The sequence below is a fragment of the Aequorivita sp. Q41 genome (genome assembly GCF_039831855.1).
Lineage (GTDB): Bacteria > Bacteroidota > Bacteroidia > Flavobacteriales > Flavobacteriaceae > Aequorivita.
Genome location: NZ_JBDPMS010000001.1, coordinates 1463854 through 1480260, shown reverse-complemented (window position 1 = coordinate 1480260; position 16407 = coordinate 1463854). Strand labels below are relative to the sequence as shown.

The 16407-nt window shown below is 37.0% G+C and carries 10 protein-coding genes; 6 read left to right on the top strand and 4 right to left on the bottom strand.

Annotation, left to right across the window (positions count from 1 at the left end):
- The first annotated feature begins 7 nt into the window (after positions 1-7).
- Complete coding sequence (locus tag ABJ955_RS06835; RefSeq protein WP_347373851.1) at positions 8-610, top strand: polysaccharide deacetylase family protein; 603 nt, start codon at positions 8-10, stop codon at positions 608-610.
- Here ABJ955_RS06835 and ABJ955_RS06830 read toward each other — a convergent pair.
- The 3 genes from ABJ955_RS06830 to cphA all read right to left on the bottom strand — a co-directional run bounded on the left by ABJ955_RS06830 (position 607) and on the right by cphA (position 5037).
- A complete protein-coding gene (locus ABJ955_RS06830; RefSeq protein WP_347373850.1) occupies positions 607-903 on the bottom strand; it encodes a thioredoxin family protein in 297 nt (98 codons plus the stop codon). The two genes, ABJ955_RS06835 and ABJ955_RS06830, sit on opposite strands and share 4 nt — an antisense overlap.
- 54 nt (positions 904-957) lie before the next feature.
- On the bottom strand, positions 958-2184 hold the full coding sequence (locus tag ABJ955_RS06825; RefSeq protein ID WP_347373849.1) for a metallophosphoesterase: 1227 nt from the start codon (positions 2182-2184) through the stop codon (positions 958-960).
- A gap of 216 nt (positions 2185-2400) precedes the next feature.
- Positions 2401-5037 carry a cyanophycin synthetase gene (cphA, locus tag ABJ955_RS06820; RefSeq protein ID WP_347373848.1) on the bottom strand — a complete coding sequence of 879 codons (2637 nt, stop codon included), beginning with the start codon at positions 5035-5037 and terminating at the stop codon, positions 2401-2403.
- A 96-nt stretch (positions 5038-5133) separates the two neighbouring features.
- On the opposite strand from cphA, the gene ABJ955_RS06815 reads away from it, so the two are divergent.
- Positions 5134-6006, top strand: coding sequence for a cyanophycinase (locus ABJ955_RS06815; RefSeq protein ID WP_347373847.1), 873 nt, complete (start codon positions 5134-5136; stop codon positions 6004-6006).
- A gap of 29 nt (positions 6007-6035) precedes the next feature.
- Here ABJ955_RS06815 and ABJ955_RS06810 read toward each other — a convergent pair whose 3' ends face one another.
- On the bottom strand, positions 6036-6971 hold the full coding sequence (locus ABJ955_RS06810; protein ID WP_347373846.1) for an isoaspartyl peptidase/L-asparaginase: 936 nt from the start codon (positions 6969-6971) through the stop codon (positions 6036-6038).
- A 140-nt stretch (positions 6972-7111) separates the two neighbouring features.
- Here ABJ955_RS06810 and polA point away from each other — a divergent pair, with 140 nt between their 5' ends.
- The 4 genes from polA to ABJ955_RS06790 all read left to right on the top strand — a co-directional run bounded on the left by polA (position 7112) and on the right by ABJ955_RS06790 (position 16385).
- Positions 7112-9970, top strand: coding sequence for a DNA polymerase I (polA, locus tag ABJ955_RS06805; RefSeq protein WP_347373845.1), 2859 nt, complete (start codon positions 7112-7114; stop codon positions 9968-9970).
- A gap of 111 nt (positions 9971-10081) precedes the next feature.
- Positions 10082-11659, top strand: coding sequence for a T9SS type A sorting domain-containing protein (locus tag ABJ955_RS06800; protein WP_347373844.1), 1578 nt, complete (start codon positions 10082-10084; stop codon positions 11657-11659).
- 102 nt (positions 11660-11761) lie between these two features.
- Positions 11762-12826: a hypothetical protein gene (locus tag ABJ955_RS06795; protein ID WP_347373843.1), complete on the top strand. Its 1065-nt coding sequence runs from the start codon at positions 11762-11764 to the stop codon at positions 12824-12826.
- 103 nt (positions 12827-12929) lie between these two features.
- On the top strand, positions 12930-16385 hold the full coding sequence (locus ABJ955_RS06790) for a pyruvate carboxylase (protein WP_347373842.1): 3456 nt from the start codon (positions 12930-12932) through the stop codon (positions 16383-16385).
- Positions 16386-16407: the final 22 nt, after the last annotated feature.

Here is a 16407-nt window from a genome sequence, read left to right as displayed (position 1 = left end):
GGTAAAAATGCCCAAGTTTATTCAGTGGTTATATCCTGAACGAATTTGGGCTTTTTCACGTTCAAAAAATTCCGTTTACCTAACTTTTGATGATGGACCTATTCCTGAGGTTACCCCTTGGGTTTTGGACGAATTAAAGAAATACGATGCTAAAGCAACTTTTTTCTGCATTGGTGAGAATGTAAAAAAACACCCAGAAATTTATAAAAGGATTTCTTCGGAAGGGCATGCGGTTGGCAACCACACCTTCAATCATTTGAATGGCGTGAAAACAACTCCTTCAAACTATATTGAAAACACAATACAGGCATCAGCGTTAATCAATTCAAAATTATTTCGTCCTCCCTATGGTCGTATATTTCCAAAGCAAGCAAAAATGCTTCAGAAAAAGGGTTTCAAAATCGTTATGTGGAATATAATAAGCTATGATTATGACGCAAGTATTTCCGGTGAAAAATGCCTTCAAAATGTTTTAAAACATATAAAACCAGGAAGCGTAATTGTATTTCATGATAGCTTAAAAGCAGAAAAAAACCTTCGGTATGTACTGCCGAAAGTCTTAGAGTTTATTTTAGAAAAAGGCTGGAAAACCAGTTCAATTATCTATTAAATGTATTCGGTTACAAGACCAATAAGCGTATTGGCATCTTGTTCCCCACTTTGGCGCCATTTCATTTCGCCATTTTTGTAGATCATTAGCGTAGGCAAGCCTTTAACTCTAAGGGCTTCAGCAAGTTCTTTATTTTTATCTACATCTATTTTTATTACACGCGCTTTATCCCCAAGCGCGGCGGCAACATCGCGTAATACTGGGTGCATATCTTTACATGCCTCATCCCATTCTGCAAAAAAATCTAACAGAACTGGGGTACGTGCTTCAATTAATTCTCCAAACTTTGACATCTATCTATAGTGTTACTTGAACAATTACAATACAAATATAACATTTCCCGAATATTATACCGTATTGTCTCTTTTTTTAAGTTGGATTACAGTAATTTCTGGCCAAATACCAACGCGTCCAGGATATCCTAAAAACCCAAAGCCACGGTTTACGTTAATATACCTTCCAAATTCCTCGTAAATTCCAGCCCAATTTTTATAACGATACTTTATGGGGCTCCATTTTATAATCCCGGGAATCTCAATACCAAATTGCATTCCATGTGTATGGCCACTTAAAGTTAAATGAAAATGACGTGGATCTTGCTTTACTTTCGATTGCCAATGTGATGGATCATGACTCATCAAAATTTTAAAATCAGTTTCTAAAATCCCTTCACAAGCTTTGTTGAGGTCACCAGCTTGTTTAAAACCATTTTCTCCCCAGTTTTCAACACCAATCAACGCAATTTTTTGACCGTTTCTTTCAAGATAACGGTTTTCATTTAATAACAGATTCCACCCCATTTCCTTTTGAAGTTTTTTTAGCCTCTCCAGATTTTCTGCTTTTTCCGATGCACTTTCCCACTTTACATAATCTCCATAATCATGGTTTCCTAAAACCGAAAAAACGCCTTGTGGAGCTTTTAAGGTAGAAAAAAGTTGTTTCCACTCGTTCATTTCATCAGCAACATTATTCACTAAATCTCCCGTAAAAAGTATCACATCGCTCTGCTGCTCGTTTATAAGATCTATAGCATATAACACTTTGTTGTGATTGTCAAAACTACCGCTATGAACGTCGCTAATTTGTGTTAAAGTGAAACCGTCAAATTCATCCGGTAAATCGTCAAATTCTAAAGCATACTTTAAAACTTTATAGTTGTATTTTCCTTGCACCATCCCATAGATTAAAGAAGCAAAGGGAATTGCTGCAATACCAAGGGCAATTGTACTAACAAATTTTCTGCGGGAGGGCATATAAAAAGATTGGTCGCTGCCACCTATTTTCATAAAAATAGCAACAAAAAAACGAACTATATCTTCTCCAAACATAAAGATAACCAGTAGTAATTTAGGTGCAAAAACTGCAAGGAAAATCCCGAAGGAATACATTTTTGGAGGTGCTATCGCTTTGGCAGAGCCCAAAAACGAAAGTTCATAAATCAAGCCCGCCAAAACGGCAAGAGAAACAAATACATAAACTCCATGTAACCACGGATTTTTTGTAATAGTTTTTATAGCCTGAAAGGCATAAATATCAACAAGAATATAAAAAACAATAAAGAGGAACCAACGCATAGAATAGAAAGATTTTTTAAAGGTAGTTAGTTTCAAAAAAATGAAACAAAACTTCACTTTATTTTAACGGTTTTATAGTTTAAAACACGTTTTTAAATAAAATAACGAGTCCTAAAAAGCCATTAAAGCTTTTTAGGACTCGTTTGTTATAAACAGTATATATATCGCTAACGTTTAAAAATGCAAACTATCTTTTTATTGAGGTCCTACTTATTTTTATTGGGCAAAAATTACCTCTCCCTTACTTTCTTGTTCTTTAAACTTCATAACAAGTTCTAGTGCATCTGGAATTACATCGCTACAACAAATAATCAACGTCCCCTTTTTTGCATTTTTTACAGCATGGGTAATCGCTTCTTTTTCTGAAGGAATGATGGTTGTCTTTTTATTGGGATCCTTCATTTTAATTCCATCATTCAGCATTTTAATAAGCTGTTCTTCAGATTTTCCACGAAGGTGTTTGTCCTGGCGGATTATTATTTCATCAAACATTTCAGCGGCAATGCTACCTAATTCATTGGTGTCTTCTTCTCTTCGATCGCCTACTCCAGCAATAATTCCAATTTTTTCAGTTGCTTCAAGTGAGTCTGTAAACTTTTGAAGGGCTCTCATGCCGGCTGGATTGTGAGCATAATCAAGCAAAATGCTAAAATTTTCAAATTGGAAGAAATTCAACCTTCCCGGGGTTTGCGAAGCTGAAGGAATAAAAGTTTCCAAAGCCATTTTGGTATCTTCAATACTAATTCCGCGCACATTTGCTGCAATAACTGCTGGAAGAATGTTTTGAATCATAAACGCAGCTTTTCCACCATAAGTTAATGGAATATTTTCAGCTTTCATAATACGCATTTTCCATGTGCCACGGCAAAGGGTAACATATCCATTTTCATAAATTGCTGTAATGCCGCCAAGTTTTTGAAGTGCTTTAATACGTGGATTTTCTTCATCCATTGAAAAAAGCGCAAGCTTACAGCTAATGTTTCTACGCATTTCATAGACCAAATCGTCATCTGCATTTAGAATTGCATAGCCTTCAGGCAAAACAGTTTCTGGAATCACCCCTTTTACCTTTGCAAGTTGTTCAATTGTATGAATTCCTTTTAGCCCTAAATGGTCTGCTGCAACATTTGTAACGATACCAACATCACATTTTTTAAAGCCAAGACCTGCACGTAACAATCCGCCACGAGCACATTCTAAAACAGCGAAATTTACCGTTGGGTCTTTTAGCACAAATTCTGCACTTGCAGGACCGGTGCAATCGCCCTTCATTAACAGTCTATTTTGAATATACACTCCATCACTAGTGGTATACCCCACACGATATCCTTTCATTTTTGCAATATGTGCAATTAACCGAGTTGTAGTCGTTTTTCCGTTGGTTCCAGATACTGAAATAATAGGAATCCGTCCCGTGTCGCCATGATTTGGAAATAATTTATCTACAACAGGAGCTGCAACATTTCGTGGCAAGCCAGTGGTTGGGGCTAAATGCATTCTAAATCCGGGACCAGCATTTACTTCTAAAACGGCACCTCCAGTTTCCTCCAAGGGTTGGCTAATATCTGTAGTCATTATATCTATTCCACAAATATCAAGATCTATAATTTTTGAAATACGCTCTGCCATAGAAACGTTTGAAGGGTGCACAATATCTGTTACATCCTCTGCCGTACCACCAGTACTTAGGTTTGCAGTGTCTTTTAATATTACTACTTCATCTTTTTTAGGCACCGAATCTTCGGTATAACCTTTAGCTGCAATGATAGTTTTTGTAAGATTATTTAATGTTATTTTGGTAAGCACATTTTCATGCCCGTAACCACGACGCGGGTCGCTGTTAACCTCATCTATAAGTTCTTTGATGGTAGATTTTCCATCGCCAACAACTTTTGCGGGTGTACGTTTTGCAGCGGCTACCAACACATTGTTTATTACAAGCAATCTATAATCTTCGCCTGTAATATATTTTTCAATAATTACTTTATTTGAAACTTCTTTTGCTTCTTTGAAAGCGACCAGCGCATCCTCATAAGTTTTAATATTTACAGTAATCCCACGTCCGTGATTGCCATCAATTGGTTTTACCACCAACGGAAAACCGACATAACGACACGCTTCTTCTAAACTGCTTTCCCGTGAAATAATATCGCCACGCGGCACTTCAACTTCGGCTTGTTCTAAAAGGTATTTTGTATCCTCTTTATCGCAGGCCAATTCCACACCAATACTACTAGTTTCAGAGGTTACTGTTGCTTGAATTCTTTTTTGATTTGCACCATAGCCCAATTGGCAAAGGGAATATTTATTTAACCGAATCCATGGAATTCCTCTTGCTTCAGCTTCCTCAACAATAGAACCTGTACTTGGCCCAAGGCGTTCATCTTCACGAATCTCTCTCATTTTTTGAATATCAGCCTCCAGATTATAGCTATCACCAGAAATAAGTGCTTCACAAATAGCAACGGCTGCTTTAGCGGCATAACGTCCTACATTCTCTTCTACATAACTAAATACAACATTATAAACTCCTTTTTCACCATAATCACGCGTTCTTCCGAAACCCGTATCCATATCTGCCAGCGTTTGTATTTCGAGCGCAATGTGTTCAATAATATGCCCCATCCAGGTGCCATCTTCCACTCTTTTAAAAAAACCACCAGGCTCACCAACACTACAACGATGACTATACATACTGGGGAACATCATTTTCAATCGGTCACTAAACCCTTCTATTTTATTTGAAGGAAATGCTTCCATTTCCTCTAGATCTAAGACCATTACAATTAATTTATGACGACGAACAGACCAGTAGTTTGGTCCTCGCATGGCGTTGATTTCCCTAATTCGCATAAGTTGGTTAATTTATTAGTTTAGTATGAATTTGATAAATATATAATTAATTTTTATAACAATTAGCGTATTTTTGCCCGCAAACCAAATAAATTCATGAGCGTAAAAGGAACACTCATCCCTGTTGGCGGAAACGAAGACAAAGGAATTGAAGAAAGTGAAATATATACTTTAGAATATATTCAAGAAGGAATTCTATCACGTGTAGTTCGAGAAAGTGGCGGTAAAGACGCCTTGATTGTTGTGGTTCCAACCGCCTCCAGCATTCCAGTTGAAGTAAGTGAAAATTACCTGCAAGCCTTTGGAAAATTAGGCTGCAACAATATTCATATTATGGATATTCGCAACAGACAAGAAGCTGAAGACCCACTTCATTTAGAATTGATGAAAAAAGCAGACTGTGTTATGTTTTCTGGGGGTGATCAGTCAAAAATTGTCCAATTCATTGGCGGTACCCTCTTGCATAAAATTATTTTAGAACGCTATCAAAAAGACAATTTTGTTATTGCTGGCACCAGTGCTGGAGCAATGTGTATGAGCCAAGAAATGATTACTGGTGGTGGCATAAAAGAAGCTTTTACTAAAGGTGCCGTAGGGATGGGAGCTGGAATGAGTTTTATTCCAAACCTTATTATCGATTCACATTTTATTCGTCGTGGACGTTTTGGGCGTTTGGCGGAAGCAGTAGCTCGACATCCAAAATTAATTGGAATTGGGCTGGCTGAAGACACCGGTTTGATAATTAAAAATGGCAATGTAGCCGAAGTAATTGGCTCAGGAATGGTAATTGTTTTTGATCCAAGAAAACTGAAACACAACAATCAAAAAGTTGTGACAGAAGGCTCCCCAATGTCGCTTACCAATTTAAAAACGCACATATTAGCAAATGGAGACAAACTAGATATTAAGAAAAAGAAAATAAAGATATCACCTGTTCATATTGAAATGACGGATGCGCAGACTTTGTAAGCGGTAAAAATGCTTCAAAACCAATCGCATTATTCTTTATAAATTTTAACCTCAATTTCCCCTTCCGAAGTTTTATAAGCGCGGTACATGCCTTCTGTATTAAAAGGCATTGCTATATTTCCATTGGTGTCTACCGCGATTAATCCGCCATCTCCACCAATGTCTAAAACCCTTTTGTTTATTACTTCTGAAGCTGCTTTCTTTAATGACAACCCTTTATATTCCATCAAACAGGAAACATCGTAAGCCACCACACCGCGGATAAAAAATTCGCCACTTCCTGTACAACTTACGGCACAAGTTTTATTATTAGCGTAGTTACCAGCACCAATCATCGGGCTATCACCTACACGACCCCAACGTTTGTTGGTCATCCCGCCAGTTGAGGTTGCAGCTGCAATAGTTCCGTTTTTATCGCAAGCAACAGCGCCAACTGTACCAAATTTACTGTCCTTTTTTACACTGTGATCTAGCTGAAAAGAATCACTGTCCTTTATTTCTTGCCATTGTTGATACCGAAGTGCATCGTAAAAATATTCAGGCGACTCTATACTGTAATCCAAACTTTTTGCAAAACGCATTGCCCCTTCACCCGCCAAGAAAACATGATCGGATTTTTCCATGATATCGCGCGCCAGTGAAACTGGGTTTTTTATTCCTGTAATTAATGAAACTGCGCCTGCAGCCAATGTTTTTCCATCCATAATTGAGGCATCCATTTCATGCGTCCCCTCATTAGTAAAAACACTTCCTTTTCCGGCATTAAAAAGCGGCGAATCTTCCAATGCTTTTACAGCAGCTTCAACAGCATCCATGGCACTTCCTTTGTTTTCAAGAATTGCATACCCTTTTTCAAGTGCATTGTTTAAAGCTGCTTTATATTGCGCTTCTTTTTTAGGCGTCATCAGTCCTTTTACAAGTGTTCCAGCACCGCCGTGAATTGCTAAGGCGTATTTTTTATTCATGATTCTTAGTATTTATGAAGGGCGAAAAATACGAATTGCCTTTTATAATACCCATTTTACAAATAAATTTCTTTTTCATAGAAAACGCTTTATTTCTAAAGGGTTCTTTTTACTTTTGAAGGATACGCTTATCCAAAATTATGTCAGAAAAAAAACGCCTCTTCCTTGTTGATGCCTATGCCCTTATTTTTCGTGGGTATTTTGCCTTTATAAAAAACCCTCAGATAAACAGTAAAGGTCAGAATACCTCAGCAATCATGGGGTTTATGAACTCACTTATAGACGTAGTAAAACGAGAACGTCCAGACCATTTAGCGGTTTGCTTTGATAAAGGTGGCAGCGAAGCCCGAAACGAAATGTTTCCTGAATACAAAGCAAATAGAGACGAAACTCCAGACGCTATCAGGTTTGCCATCCCATACATTTACAATATTCTTGAAGCCATGAAAATACCAATCATGGTAAAAGAAGGTTTTGAAGCAGATGACGTAATAGGAACCTTAGCAAAAAAGGCTGAAAAGGAAGGGTATACCACCTTTATGGTTACGCCAGACAAGGATTTTGCACAATTAGTTTCCGAAAATATTTTTATGTACCGCCCCGTTTTTGGCGGGGGTTATGAAACTTGGGGCATCCCAGAAGTGCAGAAAAAATTTGAAGTAAAAGACCCACTACAAGTAATTGATTTTCTTGGGATGATGGGTGATAGCAGCGATAACATTCCTGGGCTTCCAGGCGTAGGCGAAAAAACTGCAAAGAAATTTTTGGCAGAATTTGGCTCTATGGAAGGACTGCTTGCAAATACCGCCCAGCTAAAAGGTAAGATGAAAGAAAAAGTGGAGGCAAATGGCGAATTGGGGTTACTCAGCAAAAAGCTAGCTACTATTATGCTGGATGTTCCTGTTGAATTTAACGAAGATGATTTTGAAATGTGTCCGCCAGACACCGAAAAAGTCTTGGCTATTTTTGAAGATTTAGAGTTTAGAAGACTTAAAGCTAATTTTTTAAATGCCTTTTCTATTGAAGGAATGGCGTCTGTTGGTACAAGCCGTGAAAATCAAGAACTCGACACTACTTCAGATGTAAAACCTAAGACCCCTAAAATTAACACTGCGGGGGAAGGGCAGTTTTCGCTTTTCGGCAATGACGGCGAAGCAACTGAAACGATTAAAAGCTTTAACGCGCGAGCAACTATTGAAAATACGGAACATTTTTATCAAACTGTTCAAGCTGGAATGGGCACTAAATTATTTCTTCAGAATTTAATGAAGCAAAAAAGTGTATGTTTTGACACCGAAACCACTGGGCTAAATCCTTTGGAAGCTGAATTGGTTGGCATTGCTTTTTCTTGGGAAAAGGGCAAAGGTTTTTACATTCCGTTTCCAGAAAACCGTGAAGAAACGCAACAACTTTTAGAACAAATTCGTCCGTTTTTTGAAGCTGAATCCATTCAGAAAATTGGTCAAAATTTAAAATACGACATAAAAGTACTGGCGAAATACAACATTTCAGTAAAAGGAAATCTGTTTGATACCATGCTTGCGCATTATCTTATAAATCCAGATATGCGCCATAATATGGATGTTTTGAGCGAGACGTATTTAAATTACACCCCCGTTTCCATTACCGAATTGATAGGAAAAAAAGGCAAAAACCAACTGAGCATGCGTGATGTGCCTGTTGAAAAGCAAACCGAATATGCCGTTGAAGATGCAGACGTAACCTATCAATTAAAAAAACATTTTGAAAATGAATTGGGGGAAGCAAACACCCAAAAACTTTTTGATGAAATTGAAGTGCCCTTGCTTCGGGTTCTCGCAGCCATGGAGCTGGAAGGCATCAATTTGGATGAGGAATTTCTAAAAAACCTTTCTAAAAAACTCGACACAGATATTCTTCAATTGGAAAAGAGTATTTATGAGGAAGCTGGTGAAACCTTTAATATTGCTTCCCCAAAACAATTGGGTGAGATTCTTTTCGGAAAATTAAAACTCATTGAAAAACCGAAAAAAACCAAAACAGGGCAATTTTCCACCGCTGAAGATGTGCTTTCGTATTTGGCAAAAGATCATAAAATAATTCGCGATGTTTTGGAATACCGCGGACTTGCAAAACTAAAAAGCACCTATGTTGATGCGTTACCAGAACAGGTAGAAAAATCAACAGGCCGCGTACACACAGATTATATGCAGACCGTTGCAGCCACGGGGCGTTTAAGTAGTAATAACCCTAACCTACAAAACATTCCAATTAGAACCGAACGTGGACGTGAAGTTCGGAAAGCATTCATTCCAAGAAACGAAGATTACGTTTTGATGGCTGCAGATTACAGTCAGATAGAACTGCGTATTATTGCTGCTTTAAGCGAAGAAGATACGATGATTGAAGCATTTAAAAATGGTGAGGATATTCACGCTTCCACGGCTTCAAAAGTATTTAATGTTCCTTTAAGTGAAGTAACCCGCGAACAACGAAGCAATGCCAAAACAGTGAATTTTGGAATAATTTACGGTGCTTCCGCTTTTGGCTTAAGCAACCAAACAGATCTTTCCAGAAGTGAAGCAAAAGATTTGATAGAAACTTATTATAAATCGTACCCAAAACTTCGGAATTATATAAGCGAACAAATTGATTTTGCCCGTGAAAATAGCTATGTACAAACCGTTTTAGGAAGAAGACGCTACTTAAAAGACATCAACGGAAGCAATGCCGTTGTACGTGGCGCTGCAGAACGAAACGCTGTAAACGCACCAATTCAGGGAAGTGCCGCAGATATCATTAAAATTGCAATGATACACATTCACAAAAAACTAGAAACTGAAAATTACCAAAGCAAGATGTTGCTGCAGGTGCATGATGAACTTGTTTTTGATGCTTATAAACCAGAATTGGAAAAACTAAAAACCATGGTAAAGCACGAAATGGAAAATGCCTACAAACTTTCCGTTCCCTTAGATGTAGATATGGGCGTGGGGGAAAATTGGTTGGAGGCACATTAATCGCCTTGGGGCGAAAATCCCAAATAACAAATTACAAATTACAAAATAGCATATTTTATTTTTGATTTCAATTATATATATTGCGTCAGGAAAACCCAAATTAAATTTATTATGAAAAAGACGGCTGTCCTTATAGCGTTATTGTTTTCAGTATTTTCCATTTATGCTCAGGACCCAAATATTCTTTGGCAGCGTACTATTGGAGGGAGTCTAGTAGAATACTTTAATGATTTAAAACAGACCCCAGATGGAGGTTATATTTTGGGAGGGGCGTCCCTCTCAGACATTACTGGTGATAAAACTGAAGCTTCCAACGGATATATTGACATGTGGATAATCAAAATTGATGTAAATGGTGAAATTGAATGGCAGAATTCCATTGGCGGAATTGGATTCGATGATATACATTCACTTGAATTAACTCCTGATGGAGGATATATTTTGGCAGGCGAATCGTCTTCAAATATTTCAGGCGATAAAACTGAAAATTCAAGAGGATTGGATGATTTCTGGATTGTAAAACTTGATGCTGCAGGAAATGTGGAGTGGGATAAAACGATTGGTGGAAGTGATTCTGATAGTTTTCCCCAAATCAAGGTTATTAACGATGGGTACTACATATGTGGTGATTCCTGGTCTAATATTTCTGGCGACAAGACAGAAAATGCAATTGGAGAAGATGATTATTGGTTATTAAAATTAGACGTCTCAGGAAATATTGTTTGGCAGAAAACAATTGGTGGTTCATCCTTTGATTCATTTGCCTCAATGACATTAACTTCAGATGGTGGTTTTATTCTTGGAGGATATTCAGAATCCAACATTTCCGGTGATAAAACTGAAAATTCAAAAGGTGAATATGATTATTGGATTGTAAAATTAAATTCTTCTGGAACCATTGAGTGGGACAAAACAATTGGTGGAAGCCAAACAGATGTTTTGAATTCTATAATTCAAACATCAGATAACGGTTTCTTATTATCAGGCAGATCCTCATCTGATATTTCAGGTGATAAAACAGAAAATTCATTAGGCGGTTCAGATTATTGGATTATTAAATTAAATTCTTCTGGAACAATAGAATGGCAAAATACTATTGGAGGTAATGATATTGATCAAGCCTATTCTGCAAACCAAACCACCGATGGAGGATATATTTTAGGAGGATTCTCCAGATCAGATATCTCTGGTGATAAATCTGAAAATGGACAGGGCAATTTTGATTGTTGGTTAGTTAAAATAAATAACGTTGGCATCATTGAGTGGCAAAACACAATCGGCGGAAGTGAGATTGATGGGATAACTTCAGTTATTCAATCATCCGATGGAAGTTATATTTTAGGGGGAAATTCAAGTAGTAATATCTCAGGAGACAAAACCGAAAATTCCCGTGGTGACCAAGATTATTGGATCATAAAACATGCCTCAACCTTAGGCTTAGAAAAAAACACTTTTAATAAAGCAATAACCCTCTACCCCAACCCAGCAAAGAACACTTTACAACTAAACACTCAAGACAATACCATAAACCAAGTAAACATTTACACAATGATGGGCAGTAAGGTTTTACAACTTGATATAAATACCGTTTCCCCAACCGTAGATGTTTCCAGCTTGGCCTCTGGCGTTTATTATGTACAGGTGTATTCTGGAAAAAACATTGCCTTGAACAAATTTATAAAAGAATAATTTTTGAAGCCACGTTTTTAATCTGTGTTCTTGGTGCTTTCAACTAATTAGTCTTTATACTGCAGTATAAATCCATATCTTTAGTAAATATTTACTGAAGAGATGAGCAAACTGATTTCAAAGAAAAAACCCACTTATCCAATAACGGAGGCGCTTTCAAAATACCTAAACCATCATGGTCGGAATATAAAAATTCCAATCTATTATGACGATCTGATGCGTTTTCAGGGTGCTATTAAAATTTATGATAAAAACGGAGATGATACGCTTTGGGTGAGTGTGTATTATTCTGAATTTGAAACTGAAGAAATAAACCTCAGTCTTAAAAGAATGTATTCTATTCTACACTCTGACGGAAGCGACACCCTTTTACCTTATTTAAACATTGACCAAATAGATTTTTGCACCTTTGGTAATTCAAAACCATTCCGTGTAAAGGTTCGAAACATACTAAACGACAACTACCTATTTCTTTATATAAAAAAAGCAGACGCTTCCCGCATTTATGGATTGGAATTGGAGCACCTTCTTTCTCCAAACCACATCAACTTTTTGGTACACGGCAATACGTTAATTGAAGAACATATTTCTGGAATTCCGGGGGACGATTTTATTGAAAACAACCTAGATAAATGTTCGGAAAGAGATAAAAAAGAAATTGCAAAAGAGTTTGTGAAATTTAACGAGCGCTGCTTTGTGCGACTCCTGGGCGATATGCGCTCCTATAACTATGTAATGGTGCTAACCCATGATTTTGACCGGATTCAATATAGAATTCGCGGGATTGATTTTGACCAACAAAGTTATGAAGGCAATGCGAGAGTTTATCTTCCTCAGTTTTTAAAAGAAAACAATAAATTGGTAAAAATGACTTCCGAATTACTCCAGGAAGCCTCCATACAACAATACAAAAACGAGGAGCGTTCTCTTTTAGCAAAACGAGCTACCAGTGAAAAAAATCGTCTTAAAGAACTTATGGATTGCATGCTAAAGGATCGTATTTCAACACCAAAAAAAATAAAAGAATTAAAAATGGATTTATTTGAACTAACAGGCGATGTAAATTTCAAAAAATCCCGCAATATGGGGCAAATTTTAAAAAGTGCTTTAGATTTTATTATTAGAAATTATAAGAATGAAAATCCTTATATTATTTCAGATAGATAAAAAGCAGCTAAATTACTTTTTTTGTTTGTTATGCACGCATCGTGTTTCTACCTTTAGGGCATAAGTTATATTCACTAATTATAAAAAATAAAAGTCTTCTTCCATGGAAATTAAAAAAGTATTGGTTGCCAATCGCAGTGAAATCGCCGTTAGAGTTTTACGTGCTTGTACAGAAATAAATTTAAAAACAGTAGCCATTTTTACCTATGAAGACCGTTATTCACAACACCGCTATAAAGCAGATGAATCGTACCAAATTGGTGAAAACGACCAGCCTTTAAAACCTTATTTAGATGGGGATGCAATAATTGCTTTAGCAAAAGCTAAACATGTAGATGCCATTCACCCGGGATACGGATTTTTGTCTGAAAACTCCGAATTTGCACGTAAATGTGCCAAAAATGGAATTATTTTTATAGGTCCAGATCCTAGAGTTATGGATGCACTGGGCGATAAAATTACTGCTAAAAAAATTGCGCTAAAATGCAATGTTCCAGTTATAAAAAGTAATACCAAGAAACTAACCTCTTTAAACATCGCACTCTCAGAAGCCAATTTAATTGGTTATCCCGTAATGCTAAAAGCTGCCTCAGGCGGTGGCGGAAGAGGAATGCGTATTATTAGAAATGATGCTGATTTAAAAAACAACTTCGCGTCTGCAAAAAGTGAATCTTTAAATGCCTTTGGAGATGACACCATGTTTCTTGAAAAATATGTTGAAAATCCCAAACACCTAGAAGTTCAGATAGTAGCTGATAATCACGGAAACATACGTCATCTTTTTGAGCGCGATTGTTCAGTACAAAGAAGGCATCAAAAAGTTGTAGAAATTGCCCCCTCCTATAATATTTCCGAAAAGGTAAAGCAATCCCTTTACAAATATGCCATCAACATTGCCACAGAAGTAAACTATAACAACGTTGGAACCGTAGAGTTTTTAGTTGATGAAAATGATAATGTTTACTTTATTGAAGTAAACCCTAGAATTCAAGTAGAACACACCGTAACTGAAATGGTTACCGGTATCGATTTAATAAAAACACAAATATTTGTTGCTGGCGGGTATAAACTTTCTGATCAGCAAATAAAAATTTATGGTCAGGATTCACTTGCCACCTATGGGTTTGCACTTCAATGTCGATTAACCACAGAAGATCCTGAAAACAATTTTACACCAGACTACGGCACAATCACCACCTATAGAAGTGCTTCAGGCATGGGCATCCGCCTGGACGAAGGGAGTATTTATCAATCCTATAGTGTAAGTCCGTTTTTTGATTCGATGCTTGTAAAAGTTTCAGCCCACGGACGAACTTTAGATGGTGCTGTTCGAAAAATGACGCGCGCACTAAAAGAATTTCGTATTCGAGGGGTAAAGACAAACATCCACTTTCTTCAAAATGTAATTCAGCACGAGGTTTTTAAAGACGGAAAAGCATCTGTCAATTTTATAGCAAACACCCCTACCTTATTTCAAATAAAACTGCCTCAGGATAGAACCTCAAAAATTGTAAATTATTTGGGAGAAGTAATTGTAAACGGAAACCCTGATGTAAAAACATTTGATAAGAATAAAATTTTCAGAACACCAAAAATCCCAAAAATGGAGCCTATGGAAAACTTTCCAAGGGGAACCAAAGATATGCTTACAGCAATGGGCGCTGAAAAATTTTGTGCGTGGCTTAAAAGTGAAAAAAAGATTCATTATACAGACACTACCATTCGCGATGCACATCAATCACTATTGGCAACACGAATGAGAACTCACGATATGCTTAAGGTGGCAGATAGTTTTGCCAAAAACCACCCCAATACCTTTAGTATTGAAATGTGGGGCGGCGCTACTTTTGATGTTTGCCTTCGTTTTTTAAATGAAAGCCCTTGGACACGCTTACGTGAGCTTCGAAAATTAATGCCGAATATCCTCTTCCAAATGTTAGTTCGCGGATCAAATGGGGTTGGCTATAAAGCTTATCCTGATAATCTTATTGAAAAATTCCTTGAAACTTCTTGGGAAAACGGAATTGATATTTTTAGAATCTTTGACTCCTTAAACTGGGTGAAAGCAATGGAACCTAGCATAAATTATGTTCGTAACAAAACAGGTGGAATTGCTCAAGCAGCCATGAGTTATACTGGTGATATTTTAGACCCTAAAGAAACCAAATACACTTTAAAATACTATACTCAACTTGCAAAAGACCTTGAAAACGCCGGTGCACATATGATTGCCATTAAGGATATGGCAGGATTATTAAAGCCTTATGCCGCTACAGAATTGATATTAGCCCTGAAAGATACCGTAAATATTCCGTTGCATTTACATACGCATGATACATCATCCATTCAATCTGCAACCTATTTAAAGGCTATTGAAGCTGGGGTAGACGTGGTAGATGTAGCATTAGGAGGCCTTTCGGGACTTACCTCTCAGCCTAACTTCAATTCTATTGTAGAAATGATGCGCAATCAGCCACGTGAAAATAAGTTTAACATTCATAAACTGAATGAATTTTCTAATTATTGGGAAGATGTACGTGAAATGTATTATCCGTTTGAATCTGGCTTAAAAGCAGGAACTGCGGAAGTATATCAACATGAAATTCCAGGGGGGCAGTATTCAAACCTACGCCCTCAAGCAGAAGCTTTAGGACTAGAAGATCGTTTTGATGAGGTTAAAAAAATGTATGCGAGGGTAAATGAAATGTTTGGAAATTTGGTAAAAGTAACCCCAAGCTCAAAAGTTGTGGGCGATATGGCTATTTTTATGGTAACAAACAACCTCTATCCAGAAGATGTGCTTAAGCGTGGGCAAGATATTTCTTTCCCAGAATCAGTACTAAATTTCTTTAAAGGCGACTTAGGACAACCACTAGGGGGGTTCCCAAAAGAGCTTCAAAAAATAATACTAAAAAACAACAAAGCATATACCGATAGGCCAAACGCACACTTGGCGCCTATAGATTTTGATACAGAATATGCTATATTTAGAAAAAAATTCCAACAGGGCTTTACACGCCCTATTGAATTTGAAGATTTCTTATCCTATAGTTTATACCCTCGTGTGTTTGAAAATGCCCATGAAAAATATAAGCAATATGGAAATGTTGCCATACTTGCTACTGAAAATTTCTTTTATGGCATGAAACTTCAAGAAGAAGCTATCATTGAACTAGAGCCTGGAAAATCGATTATTGTAAAACTACTTTCCGTCGGAATTCCTAATGAAGATGGAGTACGCATTGTTTTCTTTTCGGTTAATGGTGAAAACCGCTTTATTGAAATTAAAGACAAGTCAATTCTTGTTAATAAAGAAACCAATGTAAAAGCTAACCCAGATGATTCTGGTGAATATGGAGCTCCATTACAAGGGAGTCTTTATAAGGTATTAGTTAAAAAAGGGCAGGAAGTTAAAAAGAATGACCACCTATTTATTATTGAAGCCATGAAAATGGAAACTACTATTACAGCTACACACGCTGGAAAAGTAAAATCTATTGCACTAAAACCAGGCAACATGGTTTTAAAGGACGATTTAATTTTAACAATTGAGTCGTAGCTTCATAAAAACCATTAATTGA

Bases quoted from the DNA above. Each gene is read 5' to 3' on its own strand.
- ABJ955_RS06790 (WP_347373842.1), top strand. From the start codon at position 12,930: ATGGAAATTAAAAAAGTATTGGTTGCCAATCGCAGTGAAATCGCCGTT.
- ABJ955_RS06795 (WP_347373843.1), top strand. From the start codon at position 11,762: ATGAGCAAACTGATTTCAAAGAAAAAACCCACTTATCCAATAACGGAG.
- ABJ955_RS06825 (WP_347373849.1), bottom strand. From the start codon at position 2,184: ATGCGTTGGTTCCTCTTTATTGTTTTTTATATTCTTGTTGATATTTAT.
- ABJ955_RS06800 (WP_347373844.1), top strand. From the start codon at position 10,082: ATGAAAAAGACGGCTGTCCTTATAGCGTTATTGTTTTCAGTATTTTCC.
- ABJ955_RS06835 (WP_347373851.1), top strand. From the start codon at position 8: ATGCCCAAGTTTATTCAGTGGTTATATCCTGAACGAATTTGGGCTTTT.
- ABJ955_RS06810 (WP_347373846.1), bottom strand. From the start codon at position 6,971: ATGAATAAAAAATACGCCTTAGCAATTCACGGCGGTGCTGGAACACTT.
- ABJ955_RS06815 (WP_347373847.1), top strand. From the start codon at position 5,134: ATGAGCGTAAAAGGAACACTCATCCCTGTTGGCGGAAACGAAGACAAA.
- ABJ955_RS06830 (WP_347373850.1), bottom strand. From the start codon at position 903: ATGTCAAAGTTTGGAGAATTAATTGAAGCACGTACCCCAGTTCTGTTA.
- polA (WP_347373845.1), top strand. From the start codon at position 7,112: ATGTCAGAAAAAAAACGCCTCTTCCTTGTTGATGCCTATGCCCTTATT.
- cphA (WP_347373848.1), bottom strand. From the start codon at position 5,037: ATGCGAATTAGGGAAATCAACGCCATGCGAGGACCAAACTACTGGTCT.